20 protein-coding genes are annotated in these 23,115 nt (G+C 61.1%); 7 read left to right on the top strand and 13 right to left on the bottom strand.

What is annotated here, in order from left to right; translation table 11 throughout:
* Positions 1-13: 13 nt before the first annotated feature.
* From gghA to G3256_RS11775, 11 genes are all read right to left on the bottom strand, one after another.
* Positions 14-2,392 carry a glucosylglycerol hydrolase gene (gene gghA, locus G3256_RS11825; RefSeq protein WP_169641011.1) on the bottom strand — a complete coding sequence of 793 codons (2,379 nt, stop codon included), beginning with the start codon at positions 2,390-2,392 and terminating at the stop codon, positions 14-16.
* A gap of 5 nt (positions 2,393-2,397) precedes the next feature.
* Positions 2,398-4,623 (bottom strand): 1,4-alpha-glucan branching protein GlgB, encoded by a 2,226-nt coding sequence (glgB, locus tag G3256_RS11820; protein WP_246227573.1) that lies wholly within the window; start codon positions 4,621-4,623, stop codon positions 2,398-2,400.
* Between the two features lie 181 nt (positions 4,624-4,804).
* Positions 4,805-5,905, bottom strand: a complete 1,101-nt coding sequence (gene modC / locus G3256_RS11815; protein WP_425501558.1) for a molybdenum ABC transporter ATP-binding protein — start codon at positions 5,903-5,905, stop codon at positions 4,805-4,807.
* Complete coding sequence (gene modB / locus G3256_RS11810; RefSeq protein WP_169641009.1) at positions 5,902-6,594, bottom strand: molybdate ABC transporter permease subunit; 693 nt, start codon at positions 6,592-6,594, stop codon at positions 5,902-5,904. The genes modC and modB overlap by 4 nt, the downstream gene beginning before the upstream one ends.
* A gap of 8 nt (positions 6,595-6,602) precedes the next feature.
* The gene (gene modA / locus G3256_RS11805; RefSeq protein ID WP_169641008.1) at positions 6,603-7,385 is read right to left on the bottom strand and encodes a molybdate ABC transporter substrate-binding protein; all 783 of its coding nucleotides are present in this window, start codon (positions 7,383-7,385) and stop codon (positions 6,603-6,605) included.
* A gap of 68 nt (positions 7,386-7,453) precedes the next feature.
* Complete coding sequence (gene arsJ / locus G3256_RS11800) at positions 7,454-8,734, bottom strand: organoarsenical effux MFS transporter ArsJ (protein WP_169641007.1); 1,281 nt, start codon at positions 8,732-8,734, stop codon at positions 7,454-7,456.
* The gene (locus G3256_RS11795; protein WP_169641006.1) at positions 8,731-9,729 is read right to left on the bottom strand and encodes an ArsJ-associated glyceraldehyde-3-phosphate dehydrogenase; all 999 of its coding nucleotides are present in this window, start codon (positions 9,727-9,729) and stop codon (positions 8,731-8,733) included. Before G3256_RS11795 ends, arsJ begins: the two co-directional genes overlap by 4 nt.
* On the bottom strand, positions 9,726-10,574 hold the full coding sequence (locus G3256_RS11790) for an arsenate reductase/protein-tyrosine-phosphatase family protein (RefSeq protein ID WP_169641005.1): 849 nt from the start codon (positions 10,572-10,574) through the stop codon (positions 9,726-9,728). Before G3256_RS11790 ends, G3256_RS11795 begins: the two co-directional genes overlap by 4 nt.
* Positions 10,575-10,735: 161 nt before the next feature.
* Positions 10,736-13,357, bottom strand: coding sequence for a TRAP transporter permease (locus tag G3256_RS11785; RefSeq protein ID WP_169641004.1), 2,622 nt, complete (start codon positions 13,355-13,357; stop codon positions 10,736-10,738).
* A gap of 125 nt (positions 13,358-13,482) precedes the next feature.
* On the bottom strand, positions 13,483-14,451 hold the full coding sequence (locus G3256_RS11780) for a TAXI family TRAP transporter solute-binding subunit (protein ID WP_425501483.1): 969 nt from the start codon (positions 14,449-14,451) through the stop codon (positions 13,483-13,485).
* Positions 14,452-14,482: 31 nt separating this feature from the next.
* Positions 14,483-15,349, bottom strand: coding sequence for a MurR/RpiR family transcriptional regulator (locus tag G3256_RS11775; RefSeq protein WP_169641003.1), 867 nt, complete (start codon positions 15,347-15,349; stop codon positions 14,483-14,485).
* Between the two features lie 112 nt (positions 15,350-15,461).
* Between G3256_RS11775 and G3256_RS11770 the strand changes: the two genes are divergently transcribed.
* Positions 15,462-16,778 carry an aspartate aminotransferase family protein gene (locus G3256_RS11770; protein ID WP_169641002.1) on the top strand — a complete coding sequence of 439 codons (1,317 nt, stop codon included), beginning with the start codon at positions 15,462-15,464 and terminating at the stop codon, positions 16,776-16,778.
* A gap of 9 nt (positions 16,779-16,787) precedes the next feature.
* Here the strand turns inward: G3256_RS11770 and G3256_RS11765 are convergent, their stop codons facing one another.
* Positions 16,788-17,576 (bottom strand): nitroreductase family protein, encoded by a 789-nt coding sequence (locus tag G3256_RS11765; protein ID WP_169641001.1) that lies wholly within the window; start codon positions 17,574-17,576, stop codon positions 16,788-16,790.
* Between the two features lie 97 nt (positions 17,577-17,673).
* Here G3256_RS11765 and G3256_RS11760 point away from each other — a divergent pair, with 97 nt between their 5' ends.
* Genes G3256_RS11760 through G3256_RS11735 form a run of 6 tightly spaced genes read left to right on the top strand, consistent with a single transcriptional unit; the run spans position 17,674 to position 22,482 of the window.
* The gene (locus G3256_RS11760) at positions 17,674-18,426 is read left to right on the top strand and encodes a succinate dehydrogenase/fumarate reductase iron-sulfur subunit (RefSeq protein WP_169641000.1); all 753 of its coding nucleotides are present in this window, start codon (positions 17,674-17,676) and stop codon (positions 18,424-18,426) included.
* Position 18,427: 1 nt separating this feature from the next.
* Positions 18,428-18,766 carry a succinate dehydrogenase gene (locus G3256_RS11755; RefSeq protein ID WP_169640999.1) on the top strand — a complete coding sequence of 113 codons (339 nt, stop codon included), beginning with the start codon at positions 18,428-18,430 and terminating at the stop codon, positions 18,764-18,766.
* Complete coding sequence (gene sdhC / locus G3256_RS11750; protein WP_206040731.1) at positions 18,766-19,104, top strand: succinate dehydrogenase, cytochrome b556 subunit; 339 nt, start codon at positions 18,766-18,768, stop codon at positions 19,102-19,104. Before G3256_RS11755 ends, sdhC begins: the two co-directional genes overlap by 1 nt.
* A gap of 2 nt (positions 19,105-19,106) precedes the next feature.
* Positions 19,107-20,864 (top strand): L-aspartate oxidase, encoded by a 1,758-nt coding sequence (locus tag G3256_RS11745; protein ID WP_169640997.1) that lies wholly within the window; start codon positions 19,107-19,109, stop codon positions 20,862-20,864.
* On the top strand, positions 20,861-21,817 hold the full coding sequence (locus G3256_RS11740; RefSeq protein WP_169640996.1) for a fumarate hydratase: 957 nt from the start codon (positions 20,861-20,863) through the stop codon (positions 21,815-21,817). Before G3256_RS11745 ends, G3256_RS11740 begins: the two co-directional genes overlap by 4 nt.
* Positions 21,814-22,482: a fumarate hydratase C-terminal domain-containing protein gene (locus G3256_RS11735; protein ID WP_169640995.1), complete on the top strand. Its 669-nt coding sequence runs from the start codon at positions 21,814-21,816 to the stop codon at positions 22,480-22,482. Before G3256_RS11740 ends, G3256_RS11735 begins: the two co-directional genes overlap by 4 nt.
* Here G3256_RS11735 and G3256_RS11730 read toward each other — a convergent pair.
* Positions 22,479-23,096, bottom strand: a complete 618-nt coding sequence (locus G3256_RS11730) for a glutathione S-transferase family protein (RefSeq protein WP_169640994.1) — start codon at positions 23,094-23,096, stop codon at positions 22,479-22,481. The two genes, G3256_RS11735 and G3256_RS11730, sit on opposite strands and share 4 nt — an antisense overlap.
* Positions 23,097-23,115 lie beyond the last annotated feature (19 nt).

Genomic DNA, 23,115 nt, shown 5'->3' with positions numbered 1-23,115 from the left:
TCAGAACAACATGCTACGAGCGTTTGCGCGTATAAAGAAGTGCCATCCCGTCGTGCAGCGTAAGGGGCCCGCCCGGATAGTCCTCTCCGATGGAGGGCGAGCGCAGCGCCACCTCCCAGCCACCGCTGTCGACGCCGGGAATGCCTGCATCTGTCGGGTCGATATCAACAATCGGTTGCCCTTCCAGATGCGCGATGGCCAGAACGTCTTCGCCGTCGGGGCCATGACGCAGGGATGAAAACACCACAGAGCCACGTGTGGGCCTCAGGTAGTCGAACCGGTCGTCCCCGGTAAAGTTATCCCGCAGCCAGGGCCGGGCCGCGCGGAAGTTCCGCAGTTTCAGCGTATAGTCCGTATGTGCATCGCCCAGACGGTCCAGATAGTTGGAAACATTGCAGTAATCATGCATGTCATCCATCCAGGCCCGGGCGATTTCCTTCAGCTTAACCGGGTCAAACGGCGTGGGCCCGTCGAGCGACGGAGAGACCCCGTTCAGCAGCACGGCCATCTGAACAAGATCGTATTCCGTCACTTCGACAAGTGGCGCGAGGATATGGAAAAACCGCGCCAGACCGTCGCGATCATCAAATCCGAGCGCCTTGAGCCGTCGGAAATAGCCTGGCTCTGAATAGGTATAGCTGTCCACCTGCCATTCGAGGCTGATCGCTTCTTCGGCTACGATTTTGACGCCGTATTTGACGTCCTGATTGCGGATGAACCCCCAGGACGCCCGCGCCATGGCATTCAGGAAATCCATCGGTACACCCGGGAAGGCGGCATATGTCAGCATCTGTGCGGCCGGGTTATCATAGGCCTTGTCGAGGATTTCCATCCGGCTGTCGCCGAGCCGCGTGTTGATGTTAAGCTTGGGGCTGATCTGCGTGCCGCGTCTCAGCGTGTCATGGTTGGCACAGCCTGAGATCCAGTTTGAGCCGTGCCGGATGATCTCTTCTATGCGCCAGAATTTGGTCAGCCAGAACGTGTAAAGAAACGGCGTATTATGCGCAAAAGTCAGCGGCCCCCACTGAAACACGTCATCGTCGCGCTGGTTCTCAATGACCGCGCGGTAGGTTGATGACAGTTCCCAGTCTTCTTCTGGCCAGGGACGCCCGTCTTCAAATATGAACCACGGGCGATAGCGGTGCCCTGCCACATTCTGCTCAATATCGGCCATTTCCTGCAGAAATTCATCATCGTGACGCAGTTCCTGATTGTCTGAATCCCACCATTTAAAGTCCTGAGCGCCGTCAACACGCACGCCATCCGCACCAAAATCAACTTTCCGTCGCTGCATCTCCAGAAGCACGGCGCGCACCACCGGGTGGCGATAATTGAGGTTCTGCCCGTACATATTCGGCCCGGCGAAATAGTGATGATTAAGCGCCCTGAGCCCCTGGTTGTCCGAATGTCCGTAGACCACATCAAAGATCAGCTTTTTGGGCGCACCCGGAAAATTGTGCAGGGCCGCGGCCAGATCAACAAGCTCGTCCGGCCGGTGCGTTTCCAGCATCGCGGGATTGATCGCAGCCATACCTGAGATCACCACATCATAGCCCCAGTTCGTCGTGTCGGGGCGCCGGATGTCTACCGTCAGATGCGTGTCATCACCGGCAATCTCGGTCCAGAATGCGGGCCCTTCCTCGTAAACGGTCGTCGGTTCGACGGGCAGAAGCTGCACTGCGTCATAGCCGAGAAAGACACGGTCAGCAGGTTCCGGCTCCGCCCCCTGACGCACCCGTTCGGCAAGTGTTTCGATATGTCGTGTCAGCCCGGCGATGCTCATCCCGGCCGTGGCGGTGGGCACATGGATCTGCAGAATGCTGCTTGCCGGTCCGAATTTATGCACATCGTCGCCGGGCAGCGCTTCGTAATAGGCCTTATCCTCGCGGGCGTCCTGCATCGCGGCGAGATCATAAAATTCCGCTGGCGCAAAAGGTCCGAAGGGCAGGGACGCGGCCAGCGGGTCATGAATCCGGTGCCATGTCCGTTCGGCATCACGCCAGACCAGCGAATAAAAACTGCCGATCGTGTCGCGGGTGCCGGCCTGCATACCTTCGATGGCCGCCACGCACCAGGCATCAATCTGGCGAACCGGGATCCGATGCAGGGTGAAATCAACTGTCTGCCGCGCCCGCAGAGTGTCAATGCCGCCCTCGGGTACCAGAACTTCAATAAAGACATCGCTCTCGTGGATGCGGTGCTCCTGAATTTCCGGCGCCCAGAAGATCACTTCGCAAAGATCGCCGCGCCGCAGGGCGCCCATCCGCCGGGCAATCTCGCGCGCGGCCTCAAAGGCCGGTCGTCCGCTCTGCTGAGTAGCCACCAGCCAGTCCGCCAGTTCATTTGTCGCGTCTTCATGCTGGCGCACGGCGGCGTCGGTTGCGTTGCTCATTTCGTTCACTCCGGCTTCTCCCAGATAAACAGTTGTCCTGACAGGGGTGGCAGGGTCAGTTCCACGGAATTGTCGCGCCCGTGTGCGGCGACAGGGTCAGACTTGGCCCTTTGGGTGCCGCGGTCGTGACCGCCGTAACCCGCGGCATCCGAGCTGAATATTCTGCTCCAGTTGCCCGCATCGGGTACACCCAGCCGCCACCCGGCATGTTCTGCACCCGAAAAGTTAAAGACTGCAAGCACTGTAGGGTCGTCTGCTCCGCTTTTGCGTATCCATGCAAAGACACTGCCATCTTTTGCAGCACCGTCAATCCATTCAAAGCCTTCGGGCGTGCAGTCCGCCCGGTGCAGCGCCGGCGTATCGCGGTAGAGATGGTTCAGGTCGCGCACCATGCTCTGCACGCCCCTATGGGCATGATCTTCCAGCGCATCCCAGGGCAGCTGACCGTCGGCGTCCCATTCACTCCGCTGGCCGAATTCCTGGCCCATAAACAACAGCTTCTTACCGGGATGCGCCCACATATAGCTGTAAAAGGCCCGCAGATTCGCAAATTTCGCCGCATCATCACCGGGCATTTTGCCCAGCATTGAGCCTTTGCCGTGCACCACCTCATCGTGGCTGATCGGCAGGACGAAATTCTCGCTGAAGGCATAATGCAGCGAAAACCCCATCTTGTCATGGTGGTGCGAGCGGAACAGCGGATCGTTTTTCATGTACTCCAGCGCATCATGCATCCAGCCCATGTTCCATTTAAACCCGAAGCCGAGGCCCCCGTCATGCACTGGTCCGGTGACTCTCGGCCAGGCGGTGGATTCCTCTGCGATTACCATCAGCGAAGGGTCATGGCGGTAAACGGTGGTGTTCAGATCCTGCAGAAACTCAATCGATTCAAGATTTTCCCGGCCGCCATGCCTGTTGGGGATCCATTCGCCGTCCGCCCGGCTGTAATCGCGGTACAGCATCGACGCTACGGCATCGACCCGCAGCCCGTCGATGTGATGCTCCTGCGCCCAGTAAAGTGCGTTGGCCAGAAGAAAGTTACTGACTTCGGCGCGTCCCAGATTGTAGATCCAGGTGTTCCAGTCCGGGTGATAGCCTTCTTTCGGGTCAGCGTGTTCATAAAGCGCTGTGCCGTCGAACTGCGCCAACCCGTGCGGATCATCCGGAAAATGCGCCGGCACCCAGTCAAGGATCAGACCCAGATCCGCCGCATGGCAGGCATCGACAAAGGCGCGGAAGTCGTCAGGCGTGCCAAAGCGGCTCGTGGGCGCGTAAAGCCCTGTCGGCTGATAACCCCAGGAGCCGTCAAACGGGTGCTCGGAGACCGGCAGCAGTTCGATATGGGTAAACCCCATGTCGCGGGCATAGGGCACAAGGGTTTCGGCCAGTTCGCGATAGCTGAGCCAGCTGCCGTCGGCGTGACGGCGCCAGCTGCCCGCGTGCACCTCGTAGATCGAAACCGGGCTCTGCGTGGACTGACGTGACGCCCGCGCGCGCCGCCAGTCACCGTCCGCCCAGGGGTATTCATCAAGCGCCTGCACAACGGAGGCATTGTCAGGTCGCAGATCTGCGGAAAAACCGACCGGGTCGGCCTTGGGGTGTGGCAGGCCGCTCCCGGCGGGCGCGATCTCGTATTTATAGCGCGCGCCGGCACCGGTTCCGGGGATAAACAGCTCCCAGACGCCGGTGGCGCCGCGTCTGCGCATCGGGTGCCGTCGCCCGTCCCACTCGTTAAAATCCCCGATGACCGATACACGCCGCGCATCAGGTGCCCAGACCGCAAAGCGGGTTCCCGCCACGCCGGACATCTCACAGGGGTGGGCGCCAAGCGTGCGCCACAGGGTCAGGTGCGCGCCCTCGGAAATAAGATGCTCATCGAGTTCCCCCATCAGCGGACCGAACTGCCAGGGATCCGTCACCTGCCATGTGTCCTCACCCCGTCGCGCCGACAGATGGTAGAGCGCCGGACGCGCTGCGAGCAGCACTGCAAAGATGCCATCGTCGTGGATCAGGGTCATGGGATGACGGCTGCCGGTATCATCCAACAGGTCGACCGTCTGCGCGCCGGGCACAAAGCTGCGCAGGACCCAGCCGTCACCCACCGGATGCGGACCCAGAACTGAAAACGGATCGCCATGTTCGCCGGTGGCGATGGCGTTCAGAGCTCTGTCATCATCAGGGTTCAGCACGTGCATGTCTGACCCTGGCGCTTCGGAAAGCCGGTTGTTCATAATATCCCCGTTTTTTAAAGGCGCGAATTTTTTGATATCTGCTCCCGTCCCGACGGGAAGCACAGCACCCTGCATACCTGTTCTCAACTCAATGAACGTCGCCGAGGCTTTGTTCCGAAAACGCCGGAATATTATCACAAACCCCGGCCTGCACGGGCGTCACGCAGAGCGGGCAGGAGGCTTATTCTCCCTGCGCCGGATCGGATGTCACCGCGTCGCGGGGCACTGACACGGCTTTGATCACGGCAAAGACCTTCAGGCCCGGTTGCAGGTCAAGCGCGTCGGCTGAGCGCCGGGTGATCCGCGCCAGCAGCGCCGTGCCGCCTGCATCAAGCTGCACAATCACACCCGGCCCGTCACCCTTGCGCATTGCGGTAAGGGTCGCCGGCAGCACGTTCAGCGCCGAGATCCCCACCGGTTCGGAGAGGCTGAGCATCACATCCTGCGCGTCGATGCGCACACGCACGCGACTGCCGGGCTCACCAGGCACCCGCGGCAGCAGAAGCCTGATCCCGTCGGCCTCAAGCTCGCTCAGCCCGTCGGGATGGTGTGCCACGACCCGCGCGCTGATCAGACTGCCGGCCGCGCGCACCCCCAGCGGTGTGGCGCTTGCATCGCTCAGGATTTCGTCAGCCGGCCCCTGACCTGCGACACGTCCGTCTTTCAGGGCAATGACCGTGCTCGCAAGGCGGCTCATTTCCGGAATATCGTGGCTGACATAGAGCACCGGCACAGGCATTTCGTCACGCAACCGCTCGAAATAGGGCAGGATTTCCGCCTTTCTTTCCGCGTCGAGCGCGGCAAGCGGTTCATCCGCCAGAATGATATCGGGTCCTGCCAGCAGCGCACGCCCGATCGCAACGCGCTGTTTTTCACCCCCTGATAAAGACGCCGGGCGCCGGTCCATGAGATGCCCGATGCCCAGCAGGCCGATCACATGATCAGGATCGGCCGGGTGCGCATTTCTCGGAGCGAAACGCCGACCATAGCGCAGGTTCTGCGCCACGCTGAGATGGGGAAAGAGCCGCCCGTCCTGGAAAATGTACCCGACCCGGCGCTTGTGCGAAGGCACCCGGATGCGTTTTGCGGTGTCCGTCAGAACCCGGCCCGCCAGCGTGATGCGTCCCTTGTCGGGTTGCAGCAGGCCGGCCACCGCATTGGCAATGCTGGTTTTACCGCTGCCGGAGCGGCCAAAAAGCACGGTGATCCCGGCGGGCGCCTCAAACGACACATCCAGGGTAAAATCGTCGAACCGGTGTTTGAGATCCACGTTCAGCATCAGGTGCCTCCGACGCGGCGTGCGACACGGCGGGCAATGACCTCGGAGGCCAGCAGCGCGCCCATGGCGATAACAACTGAGACGACAACGAGACGCAGCGCGGATGTTTCGCCCCCCGGCACCTGAAGAAAGGCGTAGATGGCCGAGGGCACCGTCTGCGTCTGGCCGGGAATGTTGGATACAAAAGTGATGGTTGCGCCGAATTCCCCCATCGCTTTGGCAAAGGCAAGGATTGCGCCGGCAAGCACGCCCGGCATGATCAGAGGCAGGGTGACGGTGGCAAAGACCTGGACCCGCGAGGCACCGAGGGTGGCCGCAGCACTTTCAAGCCCCTGATCCACCGCTTCGATCGACAGGCGGATCGCCCGCACCATCAGCGGAAAGGCCATGATCGCCGCGGCTAGTGCGGCACCCGTCCAGCGGAACGCAAAGACGATGCCCATGTCCTGCAGCGTGCGTCCCAGCGGTGCCTGTGGCCCGAGTGTGCTCAGCAGCAGATAGCCCGTGACCACCGGCGGCAGAACCAGCGGCAGCAGCACCAGACCGTTCAGTAGCTGTTTTCCCGGAAACTCCCAGCGCGCCAGCGCATAGGCCACGAAAACCCCCGGCGGCAGGCTGAAGAGAGTGGCCCAGAACGCCACCCGCAGCGACAGCGCCACGGCCTGCCATTCATCCGGGCTCAGCCAGTCCATCGGGTATTTTACTCCGCCACGGCGGCAAAACCGTGCCGCATCAGGATGATATGTGCCGCGTCGCGCCCGAGATAGTCAAGCAGGGCGCGGCTGGCCGGTGTGTCCCGCCCCGCCACGGCAGCCACAGGATAGACAATGGCGGGGTGGCTTTCCGGTGCAAATGTGGCAATCACCCGGACCCGCGGTTCTGCCGCGGCATCGGAGGCATAGACGATGCCCAGTGGTGCCGCACCCTGTGCCACGAGCGCCAGTGCTGCGCGCACATTGTCGGTCTGTGCCACATGAGGGGCGACGCTTTCCCACATCCCGTAATGCTGCAGCGCGGCCTTGCCGTAAATCCCGGCAGGTACGGCGTCGGTCAGCGCCATGGCAAGCCGCCCACCGGAGAGCAGCGCGGGCAGATCCGTGTCAGGACCTGGCCTGACGGATCCGGTGTTACCGTCGCCGGCGATCAGGACAAGGCTGTTGCCTGCAAGATCAGACCGGCTGTCCGGTTCAAGACGCCCTTCGGCTTCGAGATAATCCATCCAGTCCGTACTGGCGGACACGAAGATATCCGCGGGCGCCCCCAGCGCAATCTGGCGGGCCAGCACCGAGGATCCGGCAAAGGAAAACGTGACACTGTGGCTGGTCGCTGCCATAAAATCCCCGGCAATCTCCTCAAGCGCGTTCTTCATGCTGGCAGCGGCGAAAACGGTGATCGCATCGGCGCGCACAGGCCCCCGGCCCGCAGCGCAGGTCAGGATCAGAAGGGCTGCAAAAAGCAGCACACGGGGCAGGTAAAAGCGCATCAGGGGAGTGTCACGCAGGGGTGGGCCGCGCGCAAGCCCCTGTTATGCGCCGGTGATCCTGCGGCCTGTCAGCGGCGGGCAGGGCGGTCCGGTGCTGCGCGCAGTTTTCCGGCACCAAAGGTACTGAGCACCAGCATCACCGCCGCCGTCCCGAGACACAGCGGCAGCCCGCCGATCTGGTAACTGGCCCCTGAGAGCAGCGTGCCCAGCAGGCGGCCGGCAGCATTGGCCATATAGTAAAAGCCCACATCCATAGTGACCCGCTCGCCGGTGGTGAACGCCAGGATAAGATAGGAGTGCAGCGCCGAGTTTACCGCAAAGATGGCCCCGAACACGAGCAGCCCCGCCACAATTGTCAAAGTCAGCCAGGGCGCCGGCCCGCCGGTAACCCACACGAGCACCGCCAGCAGTGCGGGCACCATGATCAGCGCCGCACTCCAGTTGCGCGCGCGGGCGATGATTTCTGCCTCGCTCCGGGTGGCGGCCCGCATCAGCATCGGGGCGGAGGCCTGCACTGCGCCATAGAGGATGATCCAGAGTGCCATGAAGCTGCCGATCATGAAAAACGCAGCCCGGTTGCCGGCTTCGGTGCCGTCTGAGAGCACAGCGTAGAAATAGACGGGGATGCCTACTACAAACCAGACATCGCGCGCGCCGAAGAGGAACACGCGGGCAAAGCTGAGCCAGTTCACGTTGGGGTCTGTGGAAAAAACCTCGCGGAATTTCGCGCCCCTGCGCCCGGCGGGCAGCCCGCCCGGCATCCCCAGCCACACGGCGATGAGGATCACAAAGAGCACCGCTGCCATGCCCAGCACGGCCGTTTTCAGACCGACCGTTGCCAGAAGGGCGGCCCCCAGCAAAAACCCGAACCCCTTGACCGCGTTCTTGGAGCCGGTGAGCAGCGCCACCCAGCGGAAGAGCCCGCCCTGAACGGTGGGCGCCAGCACTTTGACAGCGGATTTGGCGCTCATCTTTGAAAGGTCCTTGGCCACGCCCGATGCTCCCTGAACCGCCATCACATAGACGACAGAGGCCGTGACCGACCAGGCCGGATCCAGCTGCGCCAGCGCCAGCAGGGCCAGCACCTGCAACGTGAGCCCGGCATAAAGCGTGCTCGTCAGCCCGAAACGCGCGGCAATCCAGCCCGCACTGAGGTTGGTGACCACGCCCGCGATCTCATAGAGCACAAAGAGATACGCCAGCTGTACCGGCGAAAAGCCCAGCGTGTGAAAGTGCAGCAGCACCAGCATGCGCAGCGCGCCGTCGGTGAGCATGAAAGCCCAGTACGCTGCCGTTACCGCCAGATAGGCAGCAAGCCCCGCAGGGCGCTCTGCCGGAGCATCTGTCACAGGGATCTGCCAACCATTTCAGCTACATCTATCAGCCGGTGGGCATATCCCATCTCGTTATCGTACCAGACATAAAGCTTGAGCTGCGTGCCGTTGATGACCATGGTGGAGGGTGCATCGACGATCCCGGAGCGTGTGTCATTGGTGTAATCAGCACTCACGAGCGGGCGTTCTTCATACCCCAGAATGCCTTTGAGCACGCCCTGAGATGCCTCTTTGAAGAGCGCGTTGACCTCCTGCGCCGTGGTCTCGCGCTCTAACTCAAAAACACAGTCGGTGATTGAGGCATTAAGGAGCGGCACCCGCACCGCATGGCCGTTCAGCCGCCCCTTGAGTTCGGGGTAAATCAGCGTGATGGCCGTGGCACTGCCGGTGGTCGTCGGGATCAGCGAATTCAGCGCAGAGCGGGCACGGCGCAGGTCTTTGGCGGGTCGGTCCACGATGGTCTGCGTGTTGGTCACATCATGGATCGTGGTGATTGCTCCATGCCGGATGCCGATGTTCTCGTGCACCACTTTGACGACCGGGGCGAGGCAGTTGGTCGTGCAACTCGCCGCCGTGATGATCTGATGGACGGTGGGGTCGTAAATGTCGTGGTTCACGCCATAGACGATATTGGCGGTCGGCCCGTCTTTGACCGGGGCGGAGACGACAACCTTTTTCACGCCGGCGGCGAAGTACGGGGCAAGTGCCGCTTCGGTTTTAAAAACACCTGTGCAGTCAATGACAACATCCACGCCTTCCGGCGGCAGGTCTTCAAGACGCTTGTGGCTGTGCACGGGCAGACCGGTACCATTGATGGTGATGCTGTTATTATCTGACGAAAACGCCGCCGGCCAGCGGCCGTGCACGGTGTCGAACTCCAGCAGATGGGCATGCATGGCCGGATCACCGACCGCATCGTTGACCCAGGCAATCTTTGCCCCGCGTTCGAGCAGGGGACGCAGTGCCAGTTTTCCGATGCGGCCAAGGCCGTTGAGCGCGTAAGTCGTCATGCAGGATCTCCGGGTTCACTGGTTTGGCCGATATCATCGACGGCGGCCTGCAGCGAGATCCGGTCGAGCGTCTCAAAGGGCAGGGCCGTGAAAGCTTTGATGCGATTGCGCAGCGCGCCATAGGTCTGCTGAAAGGCGAGACGTCGTTCAGCAAGTGTACCGGTAGCCCTGACCGGATCAGGCAGACCCCAGTGGGCACTCAGCGGCTGGCCGGGCCAGGGCGGGCAGACCTCATTCGCGGCCTGATCGCAGACGGTAAAGACGAAATCGGGCTTCGGGGCATCAGGCCCCTGAAACTCGGAGATGTTTTTGGCGCGCAGCGCGCTGACATCATGTCCTTTGGACCGCAGCATCTCCATCGCCAGCGGATTGAGCTCTGAGCGCGGCATGACGCCGGCTGAATAAGCGGTAAAGCGGTCATCGGAGAGATCGCGCAGCAGCGCCTCGGCAAAGACAGAGCGGGCCGAATTACCGGTGCAGATGAAGAGAACGGAATACTTCTGTGCCTTTGCGTGCTGATCTGCGCTGTGACCGGGAGAAGACTGGGGCGAACAAAGATCCGGACGCCCGCGGCAGCAGTCGTTCATGAGAAATCCGACCAGACCGCGCGCACCGTCCATCGAGGCGCGGTAGAGCAGCGACGTCCCCCTGCGCTTCTGGCTGATAAGGCCTGCGTCACTGAGCGTTGCGAGATAGACTGAGGCTGTACTCGGTTTTACACTCAGGATCGCCACGATTTCGCCCGCGCGCAGCGCATCCGGATAGCGCCGCATCAGCAGACGAAAGATCGCCAGACGCTGCGGGTGGCTGAGCGCCGACAGGCGGGAGAGAGCTTCTTTTTCCATAATTCATGAATAATGGAATTATTGATTCCCGCAACCCCGGACCGGCTCAACAGTCAGCATATTTTCGGCGTGTGAGAGTCGCATGAAGACGCGCCGGGGTATCGCACAAAAAACGCGCCCGGAGAGATCCGGACGCGTTTGCGTTAGGATGGTCGGTGCCGTCAGGCGGGCACAGCCTCAGGCTCGCGCCCGGCGCGCGCGCGCTGAAGCATGAAGATAAGCACCAGAAGAGCGAGCCCCGGGATGAACATCAGCTCCTTGGGCAGCTGATCCGCTGGTGCTTTGACCTCTTTGATAACAACCGGCTGGTCACCGTAGAAGTCATAGCTCTGGAAGGTATCCGCGTAGGGCGTGCCGAACATCGGCTCTTCCAGCGTGATATTGTCACCGTCCTCGACCGCCAGAAGGCCAAGCGCATCCATGCGCGCGCCTTCCGCTTCTTCAGGCACGCTGACCAGCAGCGTGGTTTCCAGCGGCTCGCCGGTGTCAAAGTCCGGCCCGGAGACCACAACTCTGAATTCACGACCCACAGGTGCCGCCTCGACCCGTTCGGCAAAGCTTGCCGGGGCCAGATCCTCAAAGGGAGGCTGCAGGCGGTCCATGAAGAAATCCGGGCGGAAGAGCATGAAGGCCACAAAGACCAGTGCCACGCTCTCATAGATGCGGCTCTTGGTAACGAAGTATCCCATTGTCCCGGCTGTGAAGACCAGGATGGCGATACTCGCTATCACAAAGACAAGGATACCCTGTGCCCACCCCACATCAATCAGCAGAAGATCCGTGTTGAAGATGAATACGAAGGGCAGGGCCACGGTGCGAAGGCTGTAGAAAAACGCGGTGAAGCCCGTTTTGATCGCATCGCCTCCCGATACGGCAGCCGCGGCAAAGCTCGCAAGCCCCACAGGGGGCGTCACATCCGCCATGATCCCGAAGTAGAACACGAAGAGGTGCACAGCGATGAGCGGCACGATCAGACCGGACTGCGCGCCGAGCTCGACCACAACGCCCGCCATCAGTGAGGACACAACGATATAGTTCGCTGTCGTCGGCAGACCCATTCCGAGAATGAGCGAGAGAAGCCCCACCATCACCAGCATCAGGATGAGGTTACCACCGGAGAGGAACTCCACCAGATCCGCCATCACCTGACCCACACCGGTGAGCGTCACGGTGCCCACGATGACACCGGCCGTCGCCGTGGCGAGGCCGATGCCGATCATGTTGCGCGCGCCGTCGATGAGGCCCTGGATGAGGTCCGCCACACCGTTGACGAAGTTGGCAGGCAGCGCACCCATGTTGCCGCGGAAGATCGCCTTGAGCGGGCGCTGCGTCAGCAGGATGACAAAGAGCAGCATGGTCGCCCAGAAAGCCGAGAGGCCCGGGGATTTCTGTTCGATCATCAGGAAGTAGACCAGCACGATGATCGGCAGAAGGAAGTAGAGGCCCGCTTTGTAGATCTCGCCCACAACAGGCAGCGTAACTTCTTCGGCATTGGGATCATCGGGTTCGAGATCCGGCACCGAAGCCGCCAGCCACAGGAGCGCGACATAGGCAAGAAAGATGAGCGCCGAGAGGATCATCGCCGAGTTATCGGTGACGGCCACAATAGCTTTCACCGGGTACTGCACCCCATAGCACAGACCCGCAAATCCGACGAAGAAGGCCGCCATGCCGCCGATGGTTTTACCCATCGACACCACGCGGTCGCCCAGCGTGGGCATGTTCTGCTTCACCGCTTCAAGGTGCACGATATAGACCAGCGCGATGTAGGAGATCGAGGCGGGCAGGAAGGCGTGGGTGATCACCTCAACATAAGAGATGCCCACATATTCCACCATCAGGAAGGCCGCAGCGCCCATAACGGGCGGCATGATCTGACCGTTGACCGAAGACGCCACTTCAACAGCGCCGGCTTTTTCGGAGGTAAAGCCCACACGCTTCATCAGCGGGATGGTAAAGGTACCCGTGGTGACCACGTTGGCAATCGATGAGCCAGAGATCAGGCCGGTTGCCGCAGAGCCGACAACAGCCGCTTTGGCCGGGCCGCCCTTGAGGTGACCCAGCGCGCCGAAAGCCATCTTGATAAAGTAGTTACCGGCCCCGGCCTTATCGAGCAGCGCCCCGAAGAGCACGAAGAGGAAGACGAATTTCGTGGAAACGCCCAGTGCGATGCCAAAGACACCTTCAGAGGTGATCCACATATGGCTCATGGCTTTTTGCAGCGAGGCGCCTTTCCAGCGGATCACATCCGGGACGATTTCCGAAGACCCGAAAAATACATAGAGCAGAAAGATCGTGGCGATAACGGCCATCGCCGGGCCGAGCGCGCGGCGCGCACCCTCAAAGAGAATGATCAGGCCGGCGAGCGCGAACCACTTGTCCACGTCATCGGCAAGACCGCCGGATTTCACGATCTTATCGTAGAAAAAGTAGCCATACATGGCGGTGAAGGCGCCAAAGAGCCCCAGAACCCAGTCCTGGATCGGGACATAATGGCGGGGGCTCGATTTGAGCGCGGGATAAGCCATGAAGGCGAGGAATATCGCGAATGCCAGGTGGATCGACCGGTCGTTATTGATGATCGCCCCCGGCAGCAGAAGATTGGAGAGCGGCGATGCAAGCACAACCTGGAAAAGCGACCAGACGACTGCGACGATCGCGAGCAGCATGGCAACGGATCCGGTCGGATTACGACCACCCGCGTCCGAGGCTGCGACCATTTCCTGAAGCTCAGCATCGCTCAGGCCGCGCTTTTCGCCCGGTGTGTTGGATGTGTCAGACATTATTGCCCCCATGTTGGCAGGCGCCCCGGTTTTCCGGTGTGCGCGGTGACCCTGGTGTCAGAGTATGGGAGGGGCGTTTGCCGCCCTCTCCCTGTTCTTAAATCGTCAAACAGTGAAGACCCGGATTATTCGATCCAGCCCTTTTCTTTGTAGTACTTGGCCGCACCGGGGTGCAGCGGTGCAGAAAGACCCGCTGTCGCCATTTCCTCGGCTTTGAGGTTGGCAAATGCAGGGTGCAGACCTTTGAAGTCTTCAAAGTTATCGAACACAGCCGCCACAACCGCATAAACAGCATCTTCGCTGACCGCAGTGGAGGAGACAAATGTTGCACCAACACCAAAGGTGGTCACATCATCGTCGGTGCCGCGATACATTCCACCGGGAATGCTTGCTGTCCGGTAGAACGAGTTGTCCGCAATCAGCTTATCGATCGCTTCACCGGTCACGTTGACAACGATGGAATCGCAGGCGGTCGAGGCTTCCTGAATGGAGCCTGACGGGTGTCCCACTGTATAGATCATCGCATCGATCTGGTTGTCGCACAGAGCAGCGGACTGCTCAGCAGCTTTCAGCTCTGTCGCCAGAGCCAGATCGCCCATTTCCCAGCCCATTGCGTCCATCACGACTTCCATCGTGCCGCGCTGACCGGAACCGGGGTTACCGATGTTGACGCGCTTGCCTTTGAGGTCCTCGAAAGACGAGATGCCTGCATCGGCCCGTGCCACAACGGTGAAGGGCTCAGGGTGCACGGAGAAAACCGCGCGCAGTTCCTCGAAGGGACCCGCATCCGAGAAATCGGAGGTGCCGTTATAGGCGTGGTACTGCCAGTCAGACTGCGCCACACCGAACTCAAGCTCACCCGCACGGATGGTGTTGATGTTATAAACCGAACCACCTGTGGATTCCACCGAGCAGCGGATGCCGTGGTCTTTGCGGCCCTTGTTGACGAGACGGCAGATCGCGCCGCCTGTCGGATAGTAAACACCGGTGACACCACCTGTACCGATGGTGATGAACTCTTCGGCCATAGCGACCGGCGCCATCAGCATCGCAAGGCATGAGCCCGCTGCCGTCATTTTGAACCTGTTGAACATAAGTAATCTCCCTTTTGGTTTTTGTCGTCTTTTATCCGTCCTGCACTTCGTGCAGCTGACGGCTGTTTCGTTCCACCTCGTCGATCCGGGCCCGTGATCCGTCGCTGCCAATACCGGCAAGCATTCCGATCAGTGTTTCTGTAAAGCAAAGGCTGGCCGCATAAGATGAAAAGAAATTCGGTGACTCGCTCGGAATGATGAACTGCGCTGACGCGTGTTGCAAGGCCGGACAGGTATGGGTGTCCGTAATGACCACCACAAAGGCACCTTTGCCGCGTGCAAGGGCAGCGGCGTGTACAGCACGCGGCGCAAATGGCGGTTTTGTCACGATAATCAGCGCGTCCCCCGGCCCGAGTGCTGCCAGTTCCGCGCCAAGAAGCGACCCGGTGCGCCCCGCCATCCGCCAGTTATCAAAGAGCAGGCTTGCCTGATAGGTCATCTGACCGGCCACTCCGGATGAGGCCAGCTCTCCCATCACCAGCACCAGGCGTGCGGCATGCAGGCGGTGCACAACCCGTTCAAGCGCCGGCTCGTCGATCTGTTCTGACAGCCGGTGAATGTTATCGGCGCAGGCGGCGATATGGGCGCGCATGAAGCCGTGTCCGCTGTCTTCCTGCATGTTGGTAAGCTGTTTGAGGCGGTCCGGGCGGCGGTTGTTCACCCTCTGGTCCATCGCGATGCGGATGTCTCCACGCAGCGCGCCAAAGCTGTCATAGCCGAGTGCCCGGGCCAGCCGTGAAAAAGAAGCCGGTGCCACGTCGCTCTCTTCGGCGACAGAGCGCAGCGACCGGGTCGCAACATCAAAAGGATTGCTCACCACATAATCGGCAGCCTGCTTCAGCTGGCCGCTCAGATCGTTATATCGTGCAGCGATGCGTGTATCGAGTGGCGCAGCCACAAAGTCCCCCGGGATCGAATCCTGCCGGAGAGGATTCATTTGTTTCAATACATTGTCAACTTGTGCGCCATGTGTTTCAGTTTCGTGACCGGTCAGCCAGGAGAACGCCGCGATGTCACACGTCTTTGCCCGCCATTCGAAAACCACACCGCCTCAGGCCGCGACAGGCAAAGGTGTTTATCTCTATGACGCTGATGGCAAACAGTATTTCGACGGATCGGGTGGGGCGGCTGTGTCCTGTCTGGGGCATGGCGATCCGGATGTGATCGCCGCCATTCAGGCGCAGGTGGCTGAGCTTGCCTATGCCCACACCAGCTTTTTCACCTCTGCACCGGCCGAGGAACTGGCGGACCGTCTGGTGGCCGAAGCGCCGGGTGCGCTGGAAAAAGTGTATTTTGTTTCCGGGGGATCGGAGGCGGTCGAAGCCGCGCTGAAACTGGCGCGTCAGTACTTTGTCGAGAAGGGCGAGACATCGCGCCGCCATTTCATCGCGCGCCGCCAGAGCTATCATGGCAATACGCTGGGCGCACTCGCGACAGGCGGCAATGTCTGGCGCAAACAGGCCTTCGCGCCGATCATGGTTGATACCTCGCTGATCTCGCCCTGCTATGCGTATCGCGGTCAGCAGGAAGGCGAGAGCGCCTTTGATTATGGCCAGCGGGTCGCCAATGAGCTTGAGACGGAACTCGAACGGGTTGGTCCTGAGACAGTCATTGCCTTTGTGGCCGAGCCGGTCGTTGGCGCAACTCTGGGCGCTGTGGCCCCGGTTGAGGGTTATTTCAAACGGATCCGCGAGATATGCGATAAACACGGCATCCTGCTCATCCTTGATGAGGTGATGTGTGGCATGGGCCGGACGGGCAGCCTCTTTGCCCATGCGCAGGAGGGCATCACCGCCGATATCGTCACCATCGCCAAGGGGCTCGGCGCCGGCTATCAGCCGATCGGCGCAATGATGTGCACGCGCGAGATCCACGACACGATCGCGGGCGGCACAGGCTTTTTCCAGCACGGGCACACTTATATCGGTCATCCGACGGCCTGTGCGGCGGGGAATGCCGTGTTGAGCAAACTCACCGGCGGGCTCGTGAAAAACTGTGCTGCGATGGGCGACAGACTGCAGGCAGCGCTGCACTCGGAATTCGGTCAGCACCCGCATATCGGCGACATCCGCGGACGGGGGCTCTTTCTCGGGCTCGAGGTGGTCGAGGACCGCGGCAGCAAGAAGCCCTTCGATCCGGCGAAAGCTGTGAACAAAAAGCTCAAGCAAACGGCTTTTGCCAACGGACTGCTGTGCTATCCGATGGGGGGCACAGTGGACGGGCAACTGGGGGATCATGTGCTGCTCGCACCGCCTTTCATCATGGAAGACGAGCACGTGGGCGAGATTGTCGAAAAGCTGAAAAAGACTTTTGATGCGGTGCTTTAGGCCGTCCAGTTAATTCGTTTTAAAGCCAATGCTACGGATGAAACGGCCGAAATCTCCGCGCTGCGGTTCTGCATACATCTTTGCCCTCGTCTTAGACCAGGCCGGCGCTCCGGTGGCGGCGCTGCGGCGCGCGTCATAGCGGTGGATCGCCTCGTCTGAGCAGCCGGTAAAGCGGTCCTTATGAACAGTCGCACTGAGCGGCAGCCGCGGGCTCATGCGGGCCCGGTCCACGGGGTAGCCGATGCCCATTCCCGCGACCGGAAACACGTGATCGGGCAGGCCAAAGAGATCGCGTACCGGACCGAGGTGATTGCGGATCGTGCTGATCGGGCAGCACCCAAGGCCTGCGGCTTCTGCCGCTGCCATGAAAAACGCCAGTGCAATGCCGGCATCGACGCTTGCATTGAAAAAGGCGTCGAGGTGGTCGTTCGGAAACGGCTGTTCATGCATCTGCTGCATCTGGCGCTGCCGACGGTTGTTGGCCAGAAAGATAACCAAATGAGGTGCATCGGCGATCCAGGCCTGCGCTGACAGCAGATCGCGCAGCGCCGCTCTTTGTTCCGGGTCGCTGACGATCAGAATGTCTCGCTGTTGCAGATCGCTCTTGGACGGCGCGCAAAGGGCGGTGGCCGCAAGGGTTTCCAGTGTGCTGTCGGGCACTCTGTCAGCCGTAAACGCCCGGCAGGACCCACGCGCCGCGAGAGAGGTCAGAAAAGGATGGCTCTCCAGCCCCTCAGGCACGTCAGACGTTTCTCCGAAGCGGACAGTCAGCAGATCGCTGAGCCTGCATTCAGCCATGAGACAGCTCGCCCATTCTGTAAGAATTTCTTACCAAAACCATAAGAACATATTCCTTTTCGTTAGCTTTGCTCCAAGTTATATCTCGGGCAGCCGAATGAAAACACGTCAGGAGCCCCGGGTGGACGGTCAGTCAGAAACTATGGACGTCTCGGTCTGGCGGGGCGGCGAGGACGGCGCCTATCAGACATACCAGGTGCCCGCCTATGAGAGCCAGACAATTCTTGATGTGGTCTCCTGGATCCAGCAGTACGAAGACCCGACGCTGACTTACCGTTTTGCCTGTCGTGTCGGCATGTGCGGCTCCTGTGCGATGATGGTGAACGGTGCGCCCCGCTGGACCTGCAGAACCCACGTGAAAAAAGTGCTGACCGACGGCGCCATTCAGGTCGGCCCCCTGAGAAATCTGCCTGTTATCAAAGATCTGGCCGCTGACATGGATCCGTTTTTCGATAAATGGGTAGCCGCGGGCGGCGTCCATACCCCCTCGGCCAGCCGCGATGAGCCGATCGCTCCCGTTGACCCGGACGGCGACGACCGGGTGACGGCAAGTGCGGGCATCGAATGCATCAACTGCTCGGTCTGTTATGCGGCCTGCGACACGGTGGCGGGCAACGACGACTACCTCGGGCCCGCAGCGCTGCAACGTGCCTGGACGCTTTATAACGACACAAAACACGACAACCGCGCGGGCATTCTGGAAGCCGTGTCCGGGGCGGGCGGGTGTCACAACTGCCACTCCATGGGAAGCTGCACCTTCTACTGCCCCAACGAGCTTGACCCGATGGCCGCCATCGCCGGTCTGAAACGGGAAACAGCGCGCAGTTTCTTCCGCAGGCGAAAGGGATAAGATGCTGAACCTGCAGTTATACATGGCGCAGAGGATCACCGCGCTGATTATGGCACCACTGACGCTCGGGCACATTGCAGTGATGATATATGCGGTGCAGGGCGGTTTGAGCACCGGGGAAATTCTGGGTCGCACTCAGGGGTCGTTCTTCTGGCTCGCCTTTTACGGCACTTTTGTGCTGGCCGTGTCTGTGCATGCCGCCATCGGGTTGCGGGTGATCATTCATGAGACCTTCGGGCTGCGGGGCGCAGCACTGACGGCACTGAGCTGGGGCATCGGCCTGATGCTCCTTGCGATGGGCAGCCGGGCCGTTCTCGCGGTCACAGGAGGAGGCCTGTGATGCGGCCTGCACGCGCCCACCCGCTCTGGCTCGCCTTTGTGCTGCACCGCGTCTCCGGCGTGGCGCTGGCGCTCTTTCTGCCACTGCATTTCTATGTCCTGTCGCTGGCCCTGACAGCGCCGGAACGGCTTGATGGTTTCCTGACCTTTGCCGAGCAACCGCTTGTTAAGGTTGCAGAGTTCGGTCTGGTCTTTCTGCTTGCCGTTCATACTGCCGGCGGGCTGCGGCTGATGGCAATGGAATGGCTGCCCTGGTCTGCGCCGCAGAAATCACTGGCCGCGGGCGCCGTGGGCTTTGCCGTTCTGCTGTCCGGCACATTCTTTTTACAGGTGATCTGACCATGACCCATGACATTGACCGCCACGACACGGATATTCTGATCCTCGGCACCGGCGGCGCGGGGCTTTTCGCCGCACTCCATGCACAGCAATCGGCACCCCCGGGTACGAAAATTACCATCGCGGTCAAAGGGCTGATCGGAAAATGTGGCTGCACGCGCATGGTGCAGGGGGGCTACAATGTGGCGCTGGGGGGCGGTGATACCGTTGAGCGGCATTTCATGGATACGATACAGGGCGGCAAATGGCTGCCCGATCAGGATATGGCCTGGCGGCTTTGCGAACAGGCCGTCGTGCGCATCCGTGAGCTGGAAAACGAGATCGGCTGCTTTTTCGACCGCAATCCGGATGGCACGCTGCATCAGAAGGCTTTTGCCGGGCAGACGGCCGACCGCACGGTGCACAAGGGCGACCTGACCGGCATCGAGATCATCAACCGGCTGATGGAACAGGTTCTGGCGCGCCCGGTGGAAAAGCTTCAGGAACACCGCGCCATTGGCCTTGTGCCGACGAAAGACAAAACCGCACTGGCGGGCGTGCTGATGATTGACATGCGCACCGGTAAATTCCGGTTTGTGCGGGCGAAAACGGTGCTGATGGCCACGGGCGGTGGCCCGACCATGTACAAATACCACACGCCCAGCGGGGACAAAGCCATGGACGGGCTCGCCATGGCCGTGCGCGCAGGTCTGCCGCTGCGCGATATGGAGATGGTGCAGTTTCACCCGACCGGGCTGCTCGCGGGCGATCACAGCCGGATGACAGGCACCGTGCTCGAAGAGGGGTTGCGCGGTGCCGGCGGCCATCTGCTGAACGGGGCCGGTCAGCAGTTCATGTTCGATTACGATGCCAAGGGCGAGCGCGCGACCCGCGATGTGGTCAGCCGCGGCATGTACGCCGAGATGCGCAAGAACAATAACCCCGAGCAGAAGGGGCTGTTTATCTCCATGGCGCATCTCGGGCCCGATCTGGTGCGCAAAAAGTTCAAAGGCATGGTCAAACGCTGCGAGGACAGCGGGTTCGATCTGGCGGGCGGGCGCGTCGAGGTGGTGCCGACGGCGCATTATTTCATGGGCGGCGTGGTGGTCGATACCGACACCCGCACGGCGCTTGAAGGGCTTTATGTGGCCGGCGAGGACGCGGGCGGGGCGCATGGCTCCAACCGCCTTGGCGGCAATGGTGTGGCCAACTCGACCGTCTATGGCGGCATTGCCGGCGACACGATGGGCGCGGACATCCGTCGGATGAGCGCCCTGCGTGAGCCCGATGAGGAGGTACTGGCCGCCGAAGTTGAGCGCGCCCTGCGCCCGCTGCGCCAGACACCTGCGCTGGTGCAGCCTCTGCGCAACCGTCTGCAGGAAGCGATGTGGGAAGAGGTCGGCGTGATGCGGACCGCTGCGGGGCTGAAACGCGGGCTGGAGCGCATCGACGAGATCAGCGCGGAGCTTCTGCAAACCGGCGTGGCCTCTGACAATCTGGCGTTTAACCTGACCTGGCACGACTGGCTCAACCTTGCGTCGCTCTGCGAGGTCTCCGGGGTGATCGCCCGCGCGGGACTGGCGCGTGAAAACTCCCGCGGCGCGCATTACCGCGAGGATTTCCCTGACGAGGGGGATCTGGTGGACAGCTATTTCACCATCGCGCGCCTGCGGGGTGACAGCCTCGAAGTTGGCCGCGAGGACGTGAAATTCACCATCGTCCGGCCCGGCGAGACCATTCTGCCCGACGGGGAGCCCGAAACACTGGTGGCAGCACAATGATAGCAATCGATCTGATCCGGAACACCGCAGAGCGCCTGATGGAAAAGGCCGCCATCGAGATCCCTGAAGATTATCTCGACGGTCTCAAAGCAGCGGCGAAAACCGAGGACGGAGACCTTTCGTCCTTTGTTCTCAAAGCGATGCTGGACAATTACGAGGCCGCCAAAGAAGATCGTCGGGCAATGTGCGGCGACACCGGCGTGCCGCGTTGGTTCGTAAAAATGGGCAATGAGGCGCGTGTCGAGGGCGGCCCTGTGGCACTCGAGGCGGCGCTGCGCCGTGCCACTGCCACCGCCACCAGTGCTGTGCCGCTGCGCCCCAACCGGGTGCACCCGCTCTGGCGCACCGATCACAACAACAACGTCGGCATCGGCGCGCCTGAGATCGAATACGGGTTTGAGCCCGAGGGCGAGTGGATCGACCTCATCACCGTGCACAAAGGCGGGCTTTTCGGCACGGACTACCGGATGCTATTCCCCTCGGACGGGGTGCAGGGCATCAAACGGTTTTATCTCGACAGCCTAATGGCCTTTGGCAAACGCGGTCTGGCCTGTCAGCCGGCGATCATCGGCATCGGGCTCGGCGGATCCAAAGACACCTGTATGGTGCTGGGCAAACGCGCCTCGACCCTGCGCACGGTGGGCAGCCGCAATTCCGATCCGAAGATCGCGGCGATGGAGGATGAGTTCAGGGAACTGGGCAATTCCATCGGCATGGGAGCCATGGGTTTTGTCGGTAAAAACATGGTGATAGACTGCAATATTGAAGTTGGCTACTGCCACACCGGCGGCATGCAGATGTCGGTGCATGCTTTCTGCCTGTCCTCGCGCAGGGCGGTGGCACGTCTTTTCCCGGACGGCCGGGTAGAATACCGCACCGATCCTGACTGGTTCACCCCCTATCAGCGCCGCGAAGGCGTGGACTGGGAACCCGCGCTGGAGGCTGCAGAATGAGCCTCAGAGAAGTCGTACTCAGCACCACACCGACCGCAGAGGCGGTCGCGGATCTGCGCCTTGGCGATATCGTCTATCTCGACGGGCTGATCTACACCGCGCGCGAGGGTGTTTACATGCGTGCGCTGGAGGAAAAGGCGAATATCCCGCTGGAGCTGCCCTCACAGAGTGCCGCCAACTTTCACTGTTCGCCGGCGGCGGTGATCCGCGAGGATGGCTCGTTTGATCTGGGCGCCGTAACGGCGACCGCGAGCTTTCGCTTTGCCAAATGGCTGCCCGAATGGATGGAGAAAACCGGCGCGCGGCTGATTATCGGCAAGGGCGGCATGTCGTCAAAGGACTACAGGGAATATTTTGTGCCAAACGGGGCGGTGTACCTCTCCACTGTAGGCTATGGCACCGGCGCCCTGCTGGGGCGCGGTGTCGAAACGGTTGAGGCGGTGCACTGGCATGAAGAGCTGGGGATTGCCCAGGCGATGTGGGTCATCCGCGCGCGGCGTATGGGCCCGTTCATCGTTGCCTCTGATATGAACGGTGACTGTCTTTTCGAGCGGGAAAACGCGAAGATCCAGCATAATATCGAGCGTATTTACGAAGGCACGAAACCTGCAGTGATGCGGCGCTATGGCGAAACCGACGACAAATCGGACGAAATCATCGGCTAAAGCCCGTGCTGTGCCATGACCGTTTTCACCGACGGGCGTTCTTTCATTGCCAGCATATGCGCGTGGATTTTCGGATAGTCCGCAGTGTTGATCCCGTTGGCGCCAAGCCAGCGGTGCACCAGAAAAAGATAGGGGTCGCAATAGGAGAACTCCTCTCCCAGCGCCCAGGGGCCCTTAAGCAGGTGATCCTCAATCAGCTGTGCGCATTCCGCCATGTTTTCAGGCACTTTCTGCTTCATCGCTTCGATTGCCTCCGGATCATCGGCAAAGCGCGCCCCGCGCAGTTTATGCGCAAAGGCAGGATGCATCGTGGCGGCCAGATAAAGGCAAAACGACTGCGCCCGGGCAAAGGCGAAGGGGTCTGCCGGCGCGAGACCGGCCTCCGGATGCACCTGCGCGAGATAGGCCAGGATCGCAGAGTTTTCGGTCAGAACGCCCTGGGGGGTCTGCAGTGCAGGTACCCGGCCGCGCGGGTTTATCGCAAGATATTCAGGGCCCTGATGGTCCTGATCCGGGATTGAAAGCATCCGCGTTTCATAATCGGCGCCGATTTCCTCAAGCAGGATATGCGCGGCGAGCGCGGATGTGCCTTTGGCCATAAAAAGCGTGTACATGGTCTCTCTCTCCTGATGC

The organism is Roseobacter ponti, from assembly GCF_012932215.1.
Taxonomy (GTDB): Bacteria; Pseudomonadota; Alphaproteobacteria; order Rhodobacterales; family Rhodobacteraceae; genus Roseobacter; species Roseobacter ponti.
This window is presented reverse-complemented; position numbering and strand designations above follow the sequence as displayed.

What these genes read in the sequence shown, in the direction of transcription:
- gghA (WP_169641011.1), bottom strand. Translation starts at nt 2,392, where the DNA reads ATGAGCAACGCAACCGACGCCGCCGTGCGCCAGCATGAAGACGCGACA.
- glgB (WP_246227573.1), bottom strand. Translation starts at nt 4,623, where the DNA reads ATGAACAACCGGCTTTCCGAAGCGCCAGGGTCAGACATGCACGTGCTG.
- modB (WP_169641009.1), bottom strand. Translation starts at nt 6,594, where the DNA reads ATGGACTGGCTGAGCCCGGATGAATGGCAGGCCGTGGCGCTGTCGCTG.
- modA (WP_169641008.1), bottom strand. Translation starts at nt 7,385, where the DNA reads ATGCGCTTTTACCTGCCCCGTGTGCTGCTTTTTGCAGCCCTTCTGATC.
- G3256_RS11795 (WP_169641006.1), bottom strand. Translation starts at nt 9,729, where the DNA reads ATGACGACTTACGCGCTCAACGGCCTTGGCCGCATCGGAAAACTGGCA.
- G3256_RS11790 (WP_169641005.1), bottom strand. Translation starts at nt 10,574, where the DNA reads ATGGAAAAAGAAGCTCTCTCCCGCCTGTCGGCGCTCAGCCACCCGCAG.
- G3256_RS11785 (WP_169641004.1), bottom strand. Translation starts at nt 13,357, where the DNA reads ATGTCTGACACATCCAACACACCGGGCGAAAAGCGCGGCCTGAGCGAT.
- G3256_RS11780 (WP_425501483.1), bottom strand. Translation starts at nt 14,451, where the DNA reads ATGTTCAACAGGTTCAAAATGACGGCAGCGGGCTCATGCCTTGCGATG.
- G3256_RS11770 (WP_169641002.1), top strand. Translation starts at nt 15,462, where the DNA reads ATGTCACACGTCTTTGCCCGCCATTCGAAAACCACACCGCCTCAGGCC.
- G3256_RS11765 (WP_169641001.1), bottom strand. Translation starts at nt 17,576, where the DNA reads ATGGCTGAATGCAGGCTCAGCGATCTGCTGACTGTCCGCTTCGGAGAA.
- G3256_RS11760 (WP_169641000.1), top strand. Translation starts at nt 17,674, where the DNA reads ATGAAAACACGTCAGGAGCCCCGGGTGGACGGTCAGTCAGAAACTATG.
- G3256_RS11755 (WP_169640999.1), top strand. Translation starts at nt 18,428, where the DNA reads ATGCTGAACCTGCAGTTATACATGGCGCAGAGGATCACCGCGCTGATT.
- sdhC (WP_206040731.1), top strand. Translation starts at nt 18,766, where the DNA reads ATGCGGCCTGCACGCGCCCACCCGCTCTGGCTCGCCTTTGTGCTGCAC.
- G3256_RS11745 (WP_169640997.1), top strand. Translation starts at nt 19,107, where the DNA reads ATGACCCATGACATTGACCGCCACGACACGGATATTCTGATCCTCGGC.
- G3256_RS11740 (WP_169640996.1), top strand. Translation starts at nt 20,861, where the DNA reads ATGATAGCAATCGATCTGATCCGGAACACCGCAGAGCGCCTGATGGAA.
- G3256_RS11735 (WP_169640995.1), top strand. Translation starts at nt 21,814, where the DNA reads ATGAGCCTCAGAGAAGTCGTACTCAGCACCACACCGACCGCAGAGGCG.
- G3256_RS11730 (WP_169640994.1), bottom strand. Translation starts at nt 23,096, where the DNA reads ATGTACACGCTTTTTATGGCCAAAGGCACATCCGCGCTCGCCGCGCAT.